The sequence below is a fragment of the Streptomyces sp. NPDC001617 genome (genome assembly GCF_053596855.1).
The window spans coordinates 124,484-140,738 of the sequence record NZ_JBSFHA010000001.1 but is presented as its reverse complement, the minus strand read 5'-3'; the positions used below and the strand labels follow the sequence as shown (position 1 = coordinate 140,738).

Below are 16,255 nucleotides of genomic sequence, written 5' to 3'. Positions count from 1 at the left end.
GGATGATCCCATGTCCCTCCCGCACGCGATCCTCACCGCCCTGCTCGAGAAGCCGTCCTCGGGGCTGGAGCTGACCCGCCGGTTCGACAGGTCGATCGGCTACTTCTGGTCGGCGACCCATCAGCAGATCTATCGCGAGCTGGGAAAACTGGAGGCCGACGGGCACATCCGGGCACTGCCGACCGAACAGCCGGCCCGCGGACAGAAGAAGGCCTACGAGGTCCTGCCCGCGGGCCGCGACGAACTGGCCCGGTGGACCGCCGCCTCCCAGGACCCCAGGCCCCACCGCGACACGCTGCTGCTGCGGATGCGCGCGGCGGCCGTCGTGGGGACGGAGGGCATCGAAGCCGACCTGCGCCGCCATCTCGCCCTGCACCAGCGGCAGTTGGCGGAGTACGAGGAGATCGAGAAGCGCGACTTCCCGCCCGGCGCCACCAGTGCCCAGGGCCGCCTGCAGCACCTCGTGCTGCGGGCGGGGATCGACCTGGAGACCTTCTGGACGCAGTGGCTCACGCACGCACTGGAGGAGTTCGCCGAACTGCCCGGTGCCGAGGGGAAGTGAGCGTCAGAGCCGGTACGGCCGCGAGCGGCGGCGCAGGAACCAGCCGGTCGCGATGACACCCGCACCGACCAGCGCGCTGCCCACCCCGATCGTCAGCGGGCCGTAGTCCTGCACCGCGCCGCCGAGACCACCCATGACTCCGAGCGAGGGCGAGGAGGTGGCCGAGATGGTCGGGGTCGCGGAGGCGGCCGAGACGATGACGGACTGCGTGCCCGCGGTGCTGCTGTTGAACGCGCACATGACGATCACCGTGTACGTGCCCGGGCTCACGCCCTGCCAGGCCGCCGTCTGGATGCTGGTCGTCCCCGACAGCGCCACCTGCCGGCCCTGCGCGAAGTTCGCCTGGCTGCTGTTGAGCAGCGAGGCGGTGCCCCACATGCCGTTGCTGGCGGTCTGGTTGCACACGGTCGTGGTCACCGAGACGGTCGACCCGCTGGTGCTCACCGAGATCCCGGTGCCCAGCGCCGCGGCGGGTGAGGCGGCCAGGGCGACCGGCAGCGCGGCGGCGGCCGCCACGGCCAGGCCGGAGCGGATCAGAAGCTGAGAGTTACGCATGTGGACTGCCCTCCGACGGCACGGTTGGCGGTACATCCCTTGCGCCGCCGAGGGTCGGGAAACGCCCGTGCTGCCTCAGAGGCAGCCAACGTGCCCACACGCCGCCGCGCATGCGGACCGCCCCCGGGCAGGTGACGGATTCCATCGTCCGGCCCATGACCGCGGCCCACCCGGTCGTCACCACCCGCTCCACCGACCACCCGCCCCAGGTGCCGTCGGTCAGCCTCGCCCGGTCGCGCGGAGCGCCGATGACGAGTGAGGTGGCCGCCTGCCCGTCGAGGCGGATGCGGTACTCCGAGATCACGCCGTCCGCGCGCGGCACGGTCCGGACGAGGTCGAGGAAGTACGCCCCGTCGGCGCGGTGGGTCGTCGCGCGGAAATCGGTGGGCGAGGTGTTCCGGCCGTCGTCTGAGCCGGGAGTCGCCGGCCGGACCGTGGCACCGGGCGGAGAGACGGTGTCGCGACCCGGACGCTACGGCGGCCATGGTCCGGACCGATATGGCGTGACCGTTGCGGTCGCATCAAGAGGGTGCCCGGTGCCCGGGGCGTTGGTGACCGCCCTCGGGAGTTACGTATGCTGAAGCTCCTCACGGCCGAACTCTCCATGAGGGCTCGGGAGTTCATGCCGGTGGCGCGGGCCGCTGTCGTCGCTGATCCCGCGCCGGGCGCGGGTGGTCGGGCGACCGGAACCGACGCAGGTTCAGGTCCCCGGCCCCTGCTCGGAGTTCGGGGCGTACACCGTCCGGCCCCTCTGCGGTGGCCGCATCCGCCGGGTGGCACCAGATTGGGCCGAGTGCCCGTCAGGTCCCCCCGGGAGAGGCTCCCCTATGGTGCGTGTCCAGTCGCTGCCCCTGGCCGCGGCCTGCGCCGCCCTGCTCGCCCCGACCACGCTTCCCACAGCTCACAGCCGTCTCCCGGCGGAGCCGGTGGCCTGGCGGGAAGGTGATGTGAGCGCCGCCGACCTGCTGTCCAAGGTGCGTGCCTGCGTCCAGGTCTCCCGCGGCCGCTACCGCAGCGACGAGGGCATGCCGGCGAACATCCCGGTCTGCGGTACCCGGGGCGCCGTCTTCTGGAAGGCCGACTTGGACATCGACTGCGACGGACGGCCCGGCCGGCGCTGCAACCGCCGTACCGATCCGCAGTTTTCCTCCCTCACCGCCTACCAGCAGTCCGACGGACGGTACCTGAGTGCGGAACGACTCCCGTACATCGTCGTGCCCGCCGTCAGCCGCGTCTGGAACCATCGCGACCACGGTGTGTACGGCGGTGCGGTCGCCGCCGTCGTCTACCGCGGCCGCGTGCAGTACGCGGTCGTCGGCGACGTCGGCGCGCACGACGTCATCGGCGAGGCCTCCTATGCCACCGCCAAGGCCCTCGGTATCACCCCGGACCCGCGCGGCGGCGGCACGGCCTCCGGCGTCACCTACATCGTCTTCAGGAACTCGCGGGCCAAGCCGATCGAGGACCATGCCGCAGCCGTCGCCACCGGGCGGCGGCTGGCGCGGCTGTTCGTGAACAGCAGGTAGGGCGCGTCAGACCGCCGACCAGCCGCCGTCCACGGCCGGCACCACGCCGTTGATGTTGCTCGCCGCGTCCGAGGCGAGGAACACGATGGCGGCGGCCTGCTCCTCGGGCTGGGCGATACGGCCCACGTTCACGAAGTGCGGGCCGAGCGCGGCCGGGCCGTGGGCGGCCTGGTCGGCGTCCACGACGATGTTGGTCGCCGGTAGTCGCGCGAGGACTCGGCCGAGCCGGCCTCTCAGACCTTCCGGTACGTGTAAGCCTCCGCTGCCGCCGCCTCCACCGTCGTGAGGTCCGCGCCCGTGGCCGCCGTGACCACCGCGGCCACGGCGCCCTCCACGAACGGGGCGTCCACCAGATGGGTGTTCTCCGGGAGTTCGTCGCCCTCGGCGAGCAGGGCCTTCACCGTGAGGACCGCGCTGCCGAGGTCGGTGAGGACGGCGACGCCCGCGCCCCGGTCCACGGAGGCCGCCGCCGCCGCGATCAGTTCCGCGCTCGTGCCGAGGCCGCCGCCCTCCGTGCCGCCCGCCGGGGCGACCGGCACCGTCGTACCGCCGCCGGCCAGGCCCTTGGCCAACTCGGCGACGGACGCGGCCACTTCCGCGCTGTGCGACACCAGCACGATGCCCACGAGCTTGTCGTCACTCACCGTTCGCCTCCGCGAGCGCCGCGACGAGCAGTGCCGACGACGTGGCGCCGGGGTCCTGGTGACCGATGCTGCGCTCGCCCAGATAGCTGGCCCGGCCCTTGCGGGCCTGCAACGGCGTCGTCGCCAGCGCACCCTGCTCGGCCGCCGTCCGCGCCGCGCCGAAGCCGTCGGCCAGCGCGTCCACCGCCGGCACCAGCGCGTCGATCATGGTCTTGTCGCCCGGCGCGGCCCCGCCGAGCGTCATGACCGCGTCCACACCGGCCCGCAGCGCCTCGGCGAACTCCGACTCGCTGACCTCGGCTCCGTCCCCGAGCGCCTTGCCGGTCCGGCGCAGCAGCGTCCCGTACAGGGGCCCCGACGCACCGCCGACCGTCGAGATCAACTGGCGTCCGGCGAGGGTGAGGACGGCACCCGGAGTCTGCGGCGCCTCCTTCTCCAGCGTCGCGGCCACCGCCCGGAATCCGCGCTGCAGATTGCTGCCGTGATCGGCGTCCCCGATGGGGGAGTCGAGAGCGGTGAGCCGTTCCGCCTCACGGTCGACGGACGCGGTGGTGACCGTCATCCAACGGCGGAAGAAGTCGGCGTCGAGCACTGGATCTCCTTGCGTGGTAGGTGCGTTGCCGATCAGCGGTATGTCACATACCCCAGCGCAGCCCCGGCGTCCTCACCGGCGCGTCCCACAGCCTCAGCAGCTCCTCGTCGACCTGGCACAGGGTGACCGAGGCGCCGGCCATGTCCAGGGAGGTGACGTAGTTGCCGACCAGGGTGCGGGCCACGGCCACGCCGCGCTCGGTGAGCACCCGCTGCACCTCGGCGTTGAACCCGTACAGCTCCAGCAGAGGTGTCGCGCCCATGCCGTTGACCAGGACGAGCACCGGATTGCGCGGTGGCATGTCCTCCAGGATCGCGTTCACCGCGAAGTCCGCGATCTCGCCGGAGGTCATCATGGCCCGCCGCTCGCGGCCGGGCTCACCGTGGATGCCGATGCCCAACTCCAGCTCGCCGGGCGGCAGATCGAAGGTCGGGCTGCCCTTGGCCGGAGTGGTGCACGCGGTCAGCGCGACGCCGAAGCTCCGGGAGTTCTCGTTGACCTGACGCCCGATCGACTCCACCCGCTCCAGCGGCTGGCCCTCGTCCGCGGCGGCGCCCGCGATCTTCTCCACGAACAGCGTCGCACCGGTGCCGCGGCGCCCGGCCGTGTAGAGGCTGTCGGTGACCGCCACGTCGTCGTTGACCAGCACCTTGGCGACCTGGATGCCCTCGTCCTCGGCGAGCTCCGCCGCCATGTCGAAGTTCAGCACGTCGCCGGTGTAGTTCTTCACGATGAACAGCACGCCCTCGCCACTGTTCACGGCCGCGGCCGCGCGCAGCATCTGATCGGGCACGGGTGAGGTGAACACCTCGCCCGGGCAGGCCGCCGAGAGCATCCCGGGGCCCACGAATCCGCCGTGCAGCGGCTCATGCCCGGAGCCGCCGCCGGAGATCAGGGCGACCTTCCCGGCCACGGGGGCGTCCCGCCGTACGATCACCCGGTTCTCGACGTCCACGGCCAGCTCGGGATGGGCGGCCGCCATGCCCCGCAGCGCGTCCGCGACCACGGTCTCAGCTACGTTGATGAGCATCTTCATGACTACCTCCGGGGAAGCGTGTCCGCTGAGCCGCAGTCCCGGCAGCTCTCTCTCGGAAGTATCGGCGTTCACACGGCGAAGGTCACGTGTGCGGGCCTCGCCGGTGCGTCCGAACGGCGGGTCCGGCCGGCCGGTCCGCATCGGCGCGGTGGCCTCGGCCGTACGCCCGGGGCTCAGGTCGGGATCCACGACCAGCTGGTGTTGTTCTGCTCGCCCAGTATCTCAAGGCCGACGTCCCGCGGATCCTCACGGACGTCCCCTGCGTGTGGGTCGGCCTCGGCACGCCGGAGCGGTGGCCCGTCCTCGACGTCACGCCCACCGGGCTGCGCCGCCGCGGATGTGACCGTGCCCGGCCGGTCGGGTGTGGGGGTCCGGTGCCGCCGGTCGTGTCCCGCCCTGTCGCCTCGGCGGCGCCGGGCGGAGACGGTCCTGCGGGCCGACCGGAGGGTGGCGGGCCGGGTGGCCTCGGAGATCAGCCGGTCTTGTGGCCCCAGCGCGGTCCGACCATGGCCCACTCCCTGCCCCATGCGTCGACGCGCCGTCGGTCGAGCCGCCAGCGCACGACGGCCGCGCCGCCGAACACGGTGCCGGCGGTCGCCAGCGTCGCCGCCGCGCCCAGCAGGCCCGCCTCGAACCCTGCCTCCACACGGCTCGGCGGCTGGGTGGTGAGGCGGCCCTCCGCGTCCAGCCAGACCGTGACCCGGCTCCCCGCCTTCTGGCCGGCGTGCACGAGAGCCCGGCCGGTGTGGGCCGTTCCGTCGGAGGTGGTCCAGCGGACGGTCGCCGGGACCCGCTCGGCCGAGTCCCCGGCCGATGTGGCGCTCGGGAGGTCGCTGAGGAGGACGGCCCGGGCAGGCTGCCGTTCGGCGCGCTGCCGGGCGAGGACGTCGTCGGCGGCGTGGGCGGTGACCAGCCCGGCGAGCGTGCCGCCCACGGCGATGATCACCCACATGGCCAGGACGGTCCATGCCTCGAGGATGTCGTCGTGGCGGCGCAGGGGGTTGTTCCGCCACCGCCACAGCAGCTTCTTCATGGTCCTGCCGCTCATCGGTCCGCTCCTCCTCCTCGTGGTCACGGACAAGACCGTGACACCGGGCGAGACTCGTAGGGATGGGCCGGTCAGGCGCAGTCGGGGGGCCGATGGGGCCATGCTCCCTTGGCTGGGGCGGGCCGTTCGAGCCCACCTGGCCCGGGGGTCAGCCCACCGCGTCGGCCAGTCCGTCGGCCCCCGGCGCCCCTGCCAGGGCGTCGGACAGCCGGGCGTACATCTCGAAGACGCCGACCAGACCCAGTGGGCGCAGCAGCCTCAGGAAGCCGGGGCTGTCCGTGACCAGGCGGAGCCGGCCGTGCCGCGCCGTGACGCGGTTGCGTGCCCGGCACAGCAGCCCGAGTCCGGAGCAGTCGATGAAGGTCACCTCGCGCAGGTCCAGCACCAGGTCGGGGCGGTGTGCGGCGGTCAGTCGATCGAGCCGTTCCGACACAGACCCCACGCTGAGCAGGTCGATCTCCCCGCGCAACGCGACGACGGTCCTGTCGGCCACGACGGGCACCGTCGGCGGGGGGATGAAGTGCATTTCGGCCATGGTCCAAGGCAAGCGGGCCTACCGGGCGAAGGGTAGGGCCGTTCGGTCCAGTCGACCTCTTCGGGGGTGGGCCGGACGGGCCTGCCGGAGGCAAGGACCCGTCCGGGGAGTTCTTGGAACCGGACGGCCCAAGCGGCCGGTCATCGCCCCGGACAAGGCGGACCTGCTGGGCAGTGCCGGCGCCGCATCGGCTCGCGGCGGCTCCGGCCACCGGTCCGGGAGGCCGAGGACAGAAGGATCGTCCTGCATCAGCCGGTGGCCGCTTGCCACGCCCGCGCCCCTGCACCCGGAGAACCTGTGGATCAAGGACGTGACCGTCATGCCGCTCGCCCGCACCGGCCGCCGGATCACCGCGTGAAAGGGCCGTTGTCCGACGGGCTCGGGACCGATGGCCCTTAAGCCGAGGGGCCGCGGCACGAAAGATGGACTCATATTCCGGACCGCCGCACCCAGGCGGCAGACGACGGGCTGAAAGACGACTGGCTGATGTATCCCAACGACGGATTCCGCGAACTCGAACGGCTGGAGTGCCTGCGTCTGCTGGCGACGGCGCCCGTCGGCCGTATCGTCCACACGCGCCAGGCCCTGCCGGCCGTCCTCCCGGTCAACTTCGCCCTGGATGCGGACGGCGCGGTACTGCTGCGCACCGCGGCGGCCTCCGAGCTGGTCCGCGCGATCGACGGAGCCGTGGTGGCCTTCGAGGCCGACGAGGTCGACGCGGTGGCCCACTCCGGCTGGAGCGTGGTCGTCACGGGCCCGGCCGCGGTGATCACCGACGCCGCCGAACACGAGCGGCTGGCCCGCACCGGCCCCCGCTCCTGGGCGCCCTCGCCGAAGGAGGTCTTCGTACGCATCGAGCCGGAGCTGGTGACCGGCCGCGAACTGATCCCCGGACGCACCCTGTACGGAGTGGACCTGAAGGTCACCGGCTGACCGAACGCGACGGCCCCCTGCCGACGGACCGTAGGTCCCTACGGCAGGGGGCCGTACGGCGCCCTGCCGGGTTCTCGCGGACCCTGCCCCCGCCGCCCACGCGGGACGAGCATCGTGCTCGGAGCCGTAGTGGGATCCGGCGAGCCGCCCGACGGCGCGGCGCCCCGTCCCGGCGGCCACTTCCCGCCGCACGACAAGAGCACGGCACAGAAGGGAAACGGGACATGACACTCCCACACGTGGTCGTCGGGGTCGACGGCTCACTGCACGCGATACGAGCCCTGGACCGGGCCGCGGACGAGGCCGCACGGCGCGATGCCGAACTGCGCGTCGTCTACGCGGTTCCCGACAGCGACGAGGCGGGGCCGATCCTGGCGTCGGCCGTCGCCCGCGTCCAGGCCCGGCGCCCCGGTCTACGGGTGGTGACCAGGGCCGTCCAGAGCGGCGCCGTACGGGCGTTGACCGACGAGAGCGAGGGCGCCGCCCTCACCGTCGTGGGCACGCGCGGCTTCGGCGGGATCGGCGGCACACTGCTCGGCTCGGTGAGCCTGCGGCTGGCCGCGCACGTTCATGGGCCGCTGATGGTGGTCCGTGGCGACCACCCCTGGGATGCCGCCCTCGACGCCGGGCGCGAGGTACTGCTCGGACTGCAGGGCGACACGGACGCGGACGCGGCCGTCTACGCCTTCGAGGAGGCCGAGCGGCGCGGCGTGTGGCTGCGCGTCCTGCACTCCTGGGACCACCGGCACATCACCCCCGAACTGCCCTCGCTGGTCCCCGCGACCAGCCCCGGTCAGAAGAGCCTGGCGCAGCACGAACGGTCGGAGGAGGCGGTGCCCCGCTTCAGCCTCGCGCACCTTCAGGCGCAACACCCCAGGGTGGGCGTCGATGCCCGCACGGTGCGCACCGGCCCTGCCCACGCCCTGCTGGAGGCCTCCGAGGAGGCATCCGTCGTGGTGATCGGCGCACACCGCCGCACCGGCCGGCTCGGCCCGCACCTGGGCTCGGTCGCGCACACCCTGCTGCATCACTCGCACTGCCCCGTGGTGCTGGTTCCCACGGAGTCGTGACGCGCCGTCGGCGGGCACCGACCGGTCCCGCCGACGGGGACGTTCGGACCCGTGGCCGGGCCCTGCAGCCCCTGCGACGACCGTCGCCGGAGCGAGACATTGCAGACGCGACGCGGATTCGGACAGTCCGCGCGACACTCCTCGGAGGGGATGAAGATCATGGCAGTGCACGACCACCCGCAACGTCATTCGGGATTCCACTTCCCGTCCCTGCGCAAGGCCACGGCGGCCCCGCGGGCCACGGACACCGCGACGGCGACGGTGGCCGGCGCGCACGTTCTCGCCGGGCTGCGTCTGCTGACCGGGTTCGTCTTCCTGTGGGCGTTCCTCGACAAGACCTTCGGCTTCGGCTACGCCACGCCGTCCGGCAAGGGCTGGATCGACGGCGGCTCGCCCACCAAGGGCTTCCTGAGCTCGGTGGCGGCCGGCCCGATGGAGTCGACCTTCCACGACTGGGCCGGCGCCGGCTGGGCCGACTGGCTCTTCATGCTCGGGCTGCTGGGTATCGGCCTCGCGCTGGTCTCCGGCGTCGCGCTGCGCCTGGCCGCCGTGGCGGGCACGGCGATGATGGCGCTGATGTGGATCGCCGAGTGGCCTCCGGCCAAGCACCTGTCGGACGGGTCCGCGAGCATGTCGACCAACCCGTTCGTCGACTACCACCTCATCTACGCCGTCGTGCTGATCGCCCTGGCGGTCGTGGGCGCCGGCGCCACCTGGGGCCTGGGCAAGGTGTGGGCACGGCTGCCCTTCGTCAGCCGTAACCGCTGGCTGCTCTGACCGCTCGGTTGCACATCGGGGCGGGGCGCCGCCGCTGAGGGAATCAACTCCCGCAGCGGCGGCGCCCTTTCGCGTACCGGCACAGGGGACCGGTCGGCACCGCAGAGGGACGTGTGGACCTTCCGGTCACCGGATGCCGGACAGGAGAGTGGTCCCTGACACGAAGGAGGCCCGATCATGTCCCGCACCGTCACCGTCGGCCTGGACGGCTCGCCCGAAAGTCTCGCCGCCGTGGAATGGGCCGCCCGTGAGGCCCGGTTGTGGCCGGCCGGGCTGCGCGCCGTGTACGTCGGCGACCAACAGCCCTCCGCCTACGTGCCGTTCGCGGGCGAGGCCGTCCTCTCGCCCGGCGAGGACCGGGCCGAGCGCATGCTGGGGGAGGTCCGGGCCATGCTGACGCACCGTCACCCCGGCCTGGTCGTCGTGGTCGAGCGGCTCGCCGGACGTCCTGCCCCGGCCCTGCTGGAGGCCGCGGGGGAGACCGACCTCCTGGTGCTGGGCTCGCGCGGGCTGGGCCGGGCCGCCGGCCATCTGCTCGGCTCCGTGGCGTCGGCCGTAGTGGGCCGGGCGGAGGGGCCCGTGGTGCTCGTACGGGCGGATGACCGTGTCTCGGGCGAGCGTCGGCCCGAGGCCCCCGTGGCCGCCGCCTCGCCCGCGGACGTCGTGCTGGGCGTGGAACTCCACGACCGTACCGACGACGCGGTCGTGGAGTTCGCCTTCGCGGCCGCCTCGCGCCGCTCGGCCGTCCTGCGGGTCGTCCACGGCCGGCGGCTGCCGTCCCACGTCGACATGACGGCCGCGGGCACGGACGAACAGGAAGCGCTGAACGGCCTGCTGCGGCCATGGCGGGAGAAGTTCCCGGCCGTCGTCGTGACGGCGGAGGCTGCGGTGGGCCAGGCGGGACGACACCTCGTCGACGCCTCCCGGAACGCCTCACTGGTTGTCGTCGGCCGCAGGACCCGCCGCACCTCGACCGTCGGTTCGCAGCCAGGTCCCGTGACGTACGAGGTGCTTCGGCACGCGGCCGCACCGGTGGCCGTCGTACCGCACGGCTGACCCGGCCGGGCCCCCGTCGGGTGTCGGTCTCAGATGTCGGTGGGGGCCAGACGGATCCCGGTGACCAGGTCCGGGCGGATACGGACCGCGTAGTCCATCGCACGGCCCACCCAGGGGTGCAACAGCTCGTGGTAGCGCGCGAGTTGGCCGGGGTCGGTCACGAGATGCGCGTACCCGGTGACCACGACGCTCCAGCCCAGATGCGTGTCCGGATCGATGGCGTCCGCCTCGTAGGCGACGACCACGCCCTCCTCGTCGGCCTGCCGGGTCCGGGAGGTCAGGGCCGCGCCCTCGTGGGTGCGGATGACGATGTCCCCGTCGTCGAGGACATGATTGACCGGGCGGACGGTCGGCAGCGCGTGCTGCGTGAAGACGATCCGGCCGAAGGTGACGCTGCCCAGCAGCCGCAGGGCTTCCGCGGTGTCGAGCGCGATGCTCTCGCGGGGGCCTGTCGCAACCGGCTGGGCGTGGTCCAGGGCCATGGGAGGTTTCCGTATGTTCTCGTGGCTCACTCGGTCGTCGTCCGTCGAACGCGTGGTGCGGCTCTGTGCGTGATCAGGCCATTCGAACCGGAGCGGGGCACCGGGTGCTAGGGCCGTTCGGTCCCTTCGCCGGACCGGATGGGCCCTTCGCACCGGCTCCGTCTTCCCTCAGAAGCGCTGTGCACACCCGACGGAGGAGTGTCACCCCTAGGGCGGCCCCGCGTCGTCGACCCGGTAGGTGAGGCCGTTGACGACACCGACGACCCCTTCGATCTGCCACGCCGACCGGACGGCCGGGGGGATGTCGCTGCTCCGCGTCATCTGTCCGGTCAGCGTGACCATGCCGTCCCGGACGGAGACGGAGACCGCATCCGGCGGCAGGCCCAGAGTGCCGACCATGACGTTGTCGATCACCTCGCGGCGTATCGTCCCGTCGGTGCGTGCGAAGACCCGTAGCAGGTCGCGTCGAGTGGCGATGCCGATCAGGCGGTCCTCCTCGTCGACCACGGGCAGCCGCTCGATGCCGTGCCGCTCCATCACTCGCGCGGCGCCGGAGACGGACTGTTCCGGGTGCACGGTGATCGCGGGAGTCGACATCAGCTCCCCCGCGGTCAGGGCGCCCGCCTCGGCACGCACCAGATCGGTGCTGGACACGACTCCCAGGACCTTGTCGTCGTGATCGACGACCGGCAGCCCGCTGATGCGGTGCCGGTCCAGCAGCCCGGCCAGCTCCTGGCGGGGCGTTGTGCGCTGGGCGAGGACGACATCACTGGTCATCACCTCGCCGATGATGTGCGGTTCCACGGCGTCTTCTTCCTTCGTCGCGCGGGGGCGGTGGGCGGGGAGCCCGCCCACCGCCCCATCCCTAGTCCTGTCGTTCGGGAGACGGGCCACCCCGCCACGGCGGTGGGGTGGCGGTCCTCCGGGAGGTTTCGTGACGGTCGGCGAGCCGCTCCAGACGGGTGCGCAGCCGGTCCTGCAGCCGGTCGCCGAGTTCGTGGGCGCTCGCCTCACGGGCGTGGACGACGAGCAGTTCACCGCCCACGCGGATCTCGGCCCCCGCCGACCAGGGCTGCTCGACATGGTTGGCCCCGGCCCTGACGACCCGCACCTCGCCGGCGACGGGCGGCAGGCCCGGCCGGTCGAGGGCGGCGTCCACCTTGGTCCGAACGTATGCGAGTGCCTGCTCGTCGACGTCGCCGCCCTCGGCCCGTACCCGCACCGCGGGGGTGGTGGGGGCGTCGGTGCCGGTGTCCCTGGGAGTCATGTGCTCCACTCCTTTGATCGTTTGTGAGCAGTACCAGACTCCCCCCGGCCCCAGCCCGACCCCAGGGGCCGCCCGGCCCACGCAGGGGGCCGTGGGTCCCCGGCGCCGCGAGATGCGCCTGCGCCGGCCCGGAGGGCCTCCTTGCGGAAGGGGCGGGAATCAGGGCCGACCGGCCCTGGCCCATCGGCCCCGAGGAGAGAAGGATCTCCTCGCGGGAACCGGTTTCGCGCACCCGAGTAGCGGAACCACGGCACACATGACGAGGAGCTTCAGATGGCGGACAGCCGGCGGCCCGGCCCCGATGAACCGATCCGGGTCTTCCTGCTGGACGACCACGAGGTGGTACGGCGTGGAGTGCACGACCTGTTGAACGACGAACCGGACATCACCGTGATCGGGGAGGCGGGCACCGTCGAGCAGGCCCTGGTGCGCGTCCCCGCGCTGCGCCCGCAGGTGGCGGTCCTGGATGTCCGCCTCCCCGACGGGGACGGCGTCACCGTCTGCCGCGAACTGCGCTCGCGCATGCCCGAGTTGAGCTGTCTGATGCTGACCTCCTTCGACGACGAGGAGGCCCTGCTGGACTCGATCATGGCGGGCGCCTCCGGGTACGTGCTGAAGCAGATACAGGGCTCCGACCTGGTGTCGGCCGTACGTACCGTGGCTTCCGGGCAGTCCCTGCTCGACCCGAGCGCCACCACGCGCCTGATGGCCCGGCTCCGCCACGACCAGCAGAAGGAGGAGGAACCGGACGCGCTGCCGGGGTTGACCGACCGGGAGAGGGAGATCCTCGCTCTGATCGGCGAGGGACTGACCAACCGGCAGATCGGCCAGCGCCTCTTCCTCGCCGAGAAGACCGTGAAGAACCACATCTCCCGCCTGCTGGCCAAGCTGGGCGTGGAGCGCCGCATCCAGGCCGCCGTGATCGCCACCCAGGCCCAGGACCGGCTGCGTCAGCAGGGCCACTGACGTCCCGTGCGGGGTCCGAACGGCCCTCGGCCGCCCCCGTACGGCCCATGCCGCGCCCCGCCCCTCTCGCGGAGGCTGGCAGTGCAGCCCGGAGCTACCGGGCCCCGAAGGGGAGGACGGACATGAACGTGCGCGTGGGCATCAACGGCTTCGGCCGCATCGGCCGCAACTACCTGCGCTGTGTGCTGGACCGCGCGGCGACCGGCAACGGCACGCGGATCGAGGTCGTCGCGGTCAACGACATCACCTCGCCGGCCACGCTGGCCCACCTGTTGGCCTATGACTCCACGTACGGCCGGATCGGCCGCACCGTCGAGCACGACGACTCCTCGATCACGGTCGACGGGCACCGCATCGCCGTCACCGCGGAGCGCGACCCGGCGGCGCTCGGCTGGGGTGAGCTCGGCGTGGACGTCGTCATCGAGTCGACCGGTCGCTTCCGCACCCGGGAGACGGCCGGGGCGCACCTGAAGGCGGGCGCGCGCAAGGTGCTGCTGTCCGTGCCGGGCAAGGACGTCGACGCGACCCTCGTGATGGGCGTCAACGAGGGGACGTACGACCCCGAGCACCATCACGTGATCTCCAACGCCTCCTGCACCACCAACTGCGTGGCCCCCATGGTCAAGGTCCTCGACGAGCACTTCGGCGTCGTCAAGGGCCTGATGACGACCATCCACGGCTACACCAACGACCAGGTCGTCCTGGACGGCCCGCACAAGGACCTGCGCCGTGGCCGCACTGCCGCCGTCAACATCATCCCCACGTCCACCGGCGCCGCCCGCGCCGTCGGTCTGGTCCTGCCCGAGCTCGCCGGGACCCTGGACGGCATCGCCGTCCGCGTGCCCGTCGAGGACGGCTCCCTGACCGACCTCAGCATCATCCTGGACCGGGCGGTGAGCGCCGACGAGATCAACGCCGCCTACCGGGAGGCCGCCGACGGGCCGCTGAAGGGCATCCTGCGGGTCTCCGACGCGCCGATCGTCTCCCGTGACGTCGTGGGCGACCCGGCCTCGTGCGTGCTGGACGCGCCGCTGACCCAGGCGCACGGCGAACTCGTCAAGGTCTTCGGCTGGTACGACAACGAATGGGGCTACACCAACCGGCTGCTCGACCTCACCGAGCACGTGATCGCCCGGCTGCAGTAGACAAGATCGGCCCTGAGGGAGTCCCCCCACGTAGGATCCCGTATCGTCCCTTCGTTCGGACCGTTACCGTGGCACATGACGGAACGGTCGGTTCTGGGAGCTGGAGGATCACGGGTGGGACGCCCCGAGGAGCCCGCGGAGGCGCATGTGCGGCTGCCTCAGCTGCGGTTGGACGAGCTGCTGGAGGAGCTGCAGGCACGGCTGGACGCGGCCCGCGGCACCCGGGACCGGGTGCACAGCCTGCTGGAGGCCGTGCTCTCCGTCGGGCGGGAGCTCGAACTGGAGCAGGCGCTGCACAGCATCGTCGAGGCGGCTGCGGCACTGGTCGACGCCGAGTACGCCGCCCTCGGCGTGATCGGCCCCGATGGCAAGCGGCTGTCGGCCTTCCACACGGTCGGCGTCACCGAGAAGGAGATCGCCAGGATCGGACCGTTCCCCGAGGGTCACGGAATCCTCGGGGAACTGATCCGTCACCCCGAGCCGCTGCGCCTCGCGAAGATCGCCGAGCACCCTGCCTCGTACGGCTTTCCGGCCCACCACCCGCCGATGAACTCCTTCCTCGGTGTGCCGATCCGGGTGCGCGACCAGGTCTTCGGCAACCTGTACCTGACCGAGAAGCGCGGCGGTGCGCAGTTCGACGAGGAGGACGAGTCGGTCCTGTCGACCCTGGCCGTGGCGGCCGGTGTCGCGATCGACAACGCCAGGCTGTACGAGGAGTCCCGGCTGCGCGAGCGCTGGCTGCAGGCCAACGCCGAGATCACCTACAGCCTGATGTCCGGCGGTCCGGGCACCGAGGTCCTCCGTCTGATCGCCGAACGGGCCGGCGAGATCACCGGATCGGCCCTCGCCGCGGTCGCGCTGCCCATGGAGGACACCCAGTCGCTCGCCGTGGAGATCGCCGTCGGCATGGACGCCGAGGCGCACCGGGGGCTCGTGCTTCCCATGGACCGGAGCCTGATGGGGCTGGCCTTCTCCGGCGCCGCCGTGGTCACCAGCGCGGACGCCGCGGAAGACGAACGGATCTCCCGGGAGCCGCGGCGCTTCGACGGACTCGGCCCCGCCGTGGCCGTGCCCATCCTCACCGGCGAGCAGAGTCCCCTGGGCGTCGTCCTCCTGGCGCGCAAAGCCGGCCGGCCGCCGTTCTCGGCGACGGAGACCGAGACTCTGCGGGCCTTCGCCGCGCAGGCCGCCATCGCGATGGAGCTGGCCGAACGCCGCCGGGACGCCCAGGAGATCGCGGTGCTCCAGGACCGCGACCGGATCGCCCGGGACCTGCACGACCTGGCCATCCAGCGGCTGTTCGCGACCGGTATGACCCTGCAGAGCGCCGGCCGTTTCATCGAGCACGAGGAGGCCGCCGAACGCGTGGTGCGCGCGGTCGACGACCTCGACGAGACCATCAAGATCATCAGGTCGACGATCTTCGGTCTACGGGCGCGCGACGGCGGGGCCGGGACGGGCCTGCGGGCCCGGGTCGTGCGGGCGGTCGGCGAGGCCGCCCCGGTGCTCGGCTTCGCGCCCAGCGTGCGGATGGAGGGCCTGATCGACACCGACGTGCCGCGGGAGACCGCCGACCAGGTGGTCGCCGTGCTCTCCGAGGCCCTCACCAACATCGCCCGGCACGCCGGCGCCCACCGCGCCGACGTCGCCCTGGAGACCGACGGCCGTGAAGTGCGTCTGACGGTCGCCGACAACGGCCGGGGCGTTCCGCCCGAGGGCCGCCGCAGCGGGCTGCGCAACATGGCCGAACGGGCCGAGCAACTCGGCGGCACGTTCCGGATGGACTGTCCCGAGGGCGGCGGCACCGCGCTGGTGTGGCGGGTGCCGGTGGGGGAGCGGTAGCCGGATTTCCGGCTGTCGCACGCCGCGCCCGAGAAGGGTCCTGCGGCCTCCCGTTGTGACCGGGTGGCCCCTCGTCGTGCCCTTTCGTCCGGACCACGCTGGTAAGCGGGGTCCGTGAGAGCGATCCCGGTCCCGGCCACGGGACGGGGCCCGAGCGGCCCTGCCCCGGGGCCTTTCGGCCTCTCCAGCCCGCCCGGCGCACCCATGAGGCTGGGGTGA

General features: G+C 72.5%; 18 protein-coding genes and 2 pseudogenes. 9 read left to right on the top strand and 11 right to left on the bottom strand.

All coding sequences use genetic code 11. The features are described 5' to 3' along the window. The first annotated feature begins 10 nt into the window (after positions 1–10). On the top strand, positions 11–562 hold the full coding sequence (locus ACWC09_RS00720; RefSeq protein ID WP_450847096.1) for a PadR family transcriptional regulator: 552 nt from the start codon (positions 11–13) through the stop codon (positions 560–562). Positions 563–565: 3 nt separating this feature from the next. Here the strand turns inward: ACWC09_RS00720 and ACWC09_RS00715 are convergent, their stop codons facing one another. Both ACWC09_RS00715 and ACWC09_RS00710 read right to left on the bottom strand, forming a co-directional pair. Further along, positions 566–1,117, bottom strand: a complete 552-nt coding sequence (locus ACWC09_RS00715; protein WP_450847094.1) for a hypothetical protein — start codon at positions 1,115–1,117, stop codon at positions 566–568. Positions 1,118–1,286: 169 nt separating this feature from the next. After that, positions 1,287–1,589: pseudogene (locus ACWC09_RS00710) on the bottom strand (fibronectin type III domain-containing protein); the annotation flags it as partial. Positions 1,590–1,947: 358 nt separating this feature from the next. On the opposite strand from ACWC09_RS00710, the gene ACWC09_RS00705 reads away from it, so the two are divergent. After that, a complete protein-coding gene (locus tag ACWC09_RS00705; RefSeq protein WP_450847439.1) occupies positions 1,948–2,643 on the top strand; it encodes a glycoside hydrolase family 75 protein in 696 nt (231 codons plus the stop codon). A gap of 6 nt (positions 2,644–2,649) precedes the next feature. Here the strand turns inward: ACWC09_RS00705 and ACWC09_RS00700 are convergent. The 6 genes and pseudogenes from ACWC09_RS00700 to ACWC09_RS00675 form a co-directional block, all read right to left on the bottom strand. Continuing rightward, positions 2,650–2,841, bottom strand: a pseudogene (locus ACWC09_RS00700) (SDR family oxidoreductase); the annotation flags it as partial. 35 nt (positions 2,842–2,876) lie between these two features. Beyond that, positions 2,877–3,287, bottom strand: a complete 411-nt coding sequence (locus ACWC09_RS00695; RefSeq protein ID WP_450847092.1) for a PTS-dependent dihydroxyacetone kinase phosphotransferase subunit DhaM — start codon at positions 3,285–3,287, stop codon at positions 2,877–2,879. Next, positions 3,280–3,879 carry a dihydroxyacetone kinase subunit DhaL gene (gene dhaL, locus ACWC09_RS00690; RefSeq protein WP_450847090.1) on the bottom strand — a complete coding sequence of 200 codons (600 nt, stop codon included), beginning with the start codon at positions 3,877–3,879 and terminating at the stop codon, positions 3,280–3,282. Before dhaL ends, ACWC09_RS00695 begins: the two co-directional genes overlap by 8 nt. A gap of 43 nt (positions 3,880–3,922) precedes the next feature. Beyond that, the gene (dhaK, locus tag ACWC09_RS00685) at positions 3,923–4,915 is read right to left on the bottom strand and encodes a dihydroxyacetone kinase subunit DhaK (protein ID WP_450847089.1); all 993 of its coding nucleotides are present in this window, start codon (positions 4,913–4,915) and stop codon (positions 3,923–3,925) included. 472 nt (positions 4,916–5,387) lie between these two features. Beyond that, on the bottom strand, positions 5,388–5,963 hold the full coding sequence (locus ACWC09_RS00680) for an Rv1733c family protein (protein WP_450847087.1): 576 nt from the start codon (positions 5,961–5,963) through the stop codon (positions 5,388–5,390). Positions 5,964–6,111: 148 nt separating this feature from the next. Continuing rightward, a complete protein-coding gene (locus tag ACWC09_RS00675; protein WP_450847086.1) occupies positions 6,112–6,489 on the bottom strand; it encodes an STAS domain-containing protein in 378 nt (125 codons plus the stop codon). A 495-nt stretch (positions 6,490–6,984) separates the two neighbouring features. Here ACWC09_RS00675 and ACWC09_RS00670 point away from each other — a divergent pair, with 495 nt between their 5' ends. The 4 genes from ACWC09_RS00670 (at position 6,985) to ACWC09_RS00655 (ending at position 10,334) form a co-directional block, all read left to right on the top strand. After that, positions 6,985–7,431, top strand: a complete 447-nt coding sequence (locus ACWC09_RS00670) for a pyridoxamine 5'-phosphate oxidase family protein (protein ID WP_450847084.1) — start codon at positions 6,985–6,987, stop codon at positions 7,429–7,431. Positions 7,432–7,655: 224 nt separating this feature from the next. Continuing rightward, the gene (locus tag ACWC09_RS00665) at positions 7,656–8,501 is read left to right on the top strand and encodes a universal stress protein (RefSeq protein WP_450847082.1); all 846 of its coding nucleotides are present in this window, start codon (positions 7,656–7,658) and stop codon (positions 8,499–8,501) included. Positions 8,502–8,660: 159 nt separating this feature from the next. Beyond that, positions 8,661–9,278 (top strand): hypothetical protein, encoded by a 618-nt coding sequence (locus tag ACWC09_RS00660; RefSeq protein WP_450847080.1) that lies wholly within the window; start codon positions 8,661–8,663, stop codon positions 9,276–9,278. A 177-nt stretch (positions 9,279–9,455) separates the two neighbouring features. Further along, positions 9,456–10,334: a universal stress protein gene (locus ACWC09_RS00655; RefSeq protein WP_450847079.1), complete on the top strand. Its 879-nt coding sequence runs from the start codon at positions 9,456–9,458 to the stop codon at positions 10,332–10,334. 29 nt (positions 10,335–10,363) lie between these two features. Here ACWC09_RS00655 and ACWC09_RS00650 read toward each other — a convergent pair whose 3' ends face one another. The 3 genes from ACWC09_RS00650 to ACWC09_RS00640 all read right to left on the bottom strand — a co-directional run bounded on the left by ACWC09_RS00650 (position 10,364) and on the right by ACWC09_RS00640 (position 12,083). Further along, positions 10,364–10,816, bottom strand: a complete 453-nt coding sequence (locus ACWC09_RS00650) for a pyridoxamine 5'-phosphate oxidase family protein (RefSeq protein ID WP_450847077.1) — start codon at positions 10,814–10,816, stop codon at positions 10,364–10,366. A gap of 207 nt (positions 10,817–11,023) precedes the next feature. Beyond that, positions 11,024–11,620 carry a CBS domain-containing protein gene (locus ACWC09_RS00645; protein ID WP_450847075.1) on the bottom strand — a complete coding sequence of 199 codons (597 nt, stop codon included), beginning with the start codon at positions 11,618–11,620 and terminating at the stop codon, positions 11,024–11,026. Between the two features lie 61 nt (positions 11,621–11,681). Then, on the bottom strand, positions 11,682–12,083 hold the full coding sequence (locus ACWC09_RS00640; RefSeq protein ID WP_450847074.1) for a hypothetical protein: 402 nt from the start codon (positions 12,081–12,083) through the stop codon (positions 11,682–11,684). 273 nt (positions 12,084–12,356) lie between these two features. Between ACWC09_RS00640 and ACWC09_RS00635 the strand changes: the two genes are divergently transcribed. The 3 genes from ACWC09_RS00635 to ACWC09_RS00625 all read left to right on the top strand — a co-directional run bounded on the left by ACWC09_RS00635 (position 12,357) and on the right by ACWC09_RS00625 (position 16,036). Next, complete coding sequence (locus tag ACWC09_RS00635; RefSeq protein ID WP_450847072.1) at positions 12,357–13,049, top strand: response regulator; 693 nt, start codon at positions 12,357–12,359, stop codon at positions 13,047–13,049. Positions 13,050–13,171: 122 nt separating this feature from the next. Further along, positions 13,172–14,194 carry a type I glyceraldehyde-3-phosphate dehydrogenase gene (gene gap, locus ACWC09_RS00630; RefSeq protein WP_450847070.1) on the top strand — a complete coding sequence of 341 codons (1,023 nt, stop codon included), beginning with the start codon at positions 13,172–13,174 and terminating at the stop codon, positions 14,192–14,194. A 114-nt stretch (positions 14,195–14,308) separates the two neighbouring features. Next, entirely contained in the window at positions 14,309–16,036 is a 1,728-nt protein-coding gene (locus tag ACWC09_RS00625) for a GAF domain-containing protein (RefSeq protein ID WP_450847068.1), read from the top strand. The last annotated feature ends 219 nt before the right edge of the window (positions 16,037–16,255 follow it).

What these genes read in the sequence shown, in the direction of transcription:
- ACWC09_RS00660 (WP_450847080.1), top strand. Translation starts at nt 8,661, where the DNA reads ATGGCAGTGCACGACCACCCGCAACGTCATTCGGGATTCCACTTCCCG.
- ACWC09_RS00715 (WP_450847094.1), bottom strand. Translation starts at nt 1,117, where the DNA reads ATGCGTAACTCTCAGCTTCTGATCCGCTCCGGCCTGGCCGTGGCGGCC.
- ACWC09_RS00680 (WP_450847087.1), bottom strand. Translation starts at nt 5,963, where the DNA reads ATGAGCGGCAGGACCATGAAGAAGCTGCTGTGGCGGTGGCGGAACAAC.
- ACWC09_RS00650 (WP_450847077.1), bottom strand. Translation starts at nt 10,816, where the DNA reads ATGGCCCTGGACCACGCCCAGCCGGTTGCGACAGGCCCCCGCGAGAGC.
- ACWC09_RS00665 (WP_450847082.1), top strand. Translation starts at nt 7,656, where the DNA reads ATGACACTCCCACACGTGGTCGTCGGGGTCGACGGCTCACTGCACGCG.
- ACWC09_RS00655 (WP_450847079.1), top strand. Translation starts at nt 9,456, where the DNA reads ATGTCCCGCACCGTCACCGTCGGCCTGGACGGCTCGCCCGAAAGTCTC.
- dhaK (WP_450847089.1), bottom strand. Translation starts at nt 4,915, where the DNA reads ATGAAGATGCTCATCAACGTAGCTGAGACCGTGGTCGCGGACGCGCTG.
- ACWC09_RS00640 (WP_450847074.1), bottom strand. Translation starts at nt 12,083, where the DNA reads ATGACTCCCAGGGACACCGGCACCGACGCCCCCACCACCCCCGCGGTG.
- ACWC09_RS00635 (WP_450847072.1), top strand. Translation starts at nt 12,357, where the DNA reads ATGGCGGACAGCCGGCGGCCCGGCCCCGATGAACCGATCCGGGTCTTC.
- ACWC09_RS00720 (WP_450847096.1), top strand. Translation starts at nt 11, where the DNA reads ATGTCCCTCCCGCACGCGATCCTCACCGCCCTGCTCGAGAAGCCGTCC.
- ACWC09_RS00670 (WP_450847084.1), top strand. Translation starts at nt 6,985, where the DNA reads ATGTATCCCAACGACGGATTCCGCGAACTCGAACGGCTGGAGTGCCTG.
- ACWC09_RS00675 (WP_450847086.1), bottom strand. Translation starts at nt 6,489, where the DNA reads ATGCACTTCATCCCCCCGCCGACGGTGCCCGTCGTGGCCGACAGGACC.
- gap (WP_450847070.1), top strand. Translation starts at nt 13,172, where the DNA reads ATGAACGTGCGCGTGGGCATCAACGGCTTCGGCCGCATCGGCCGCAAC.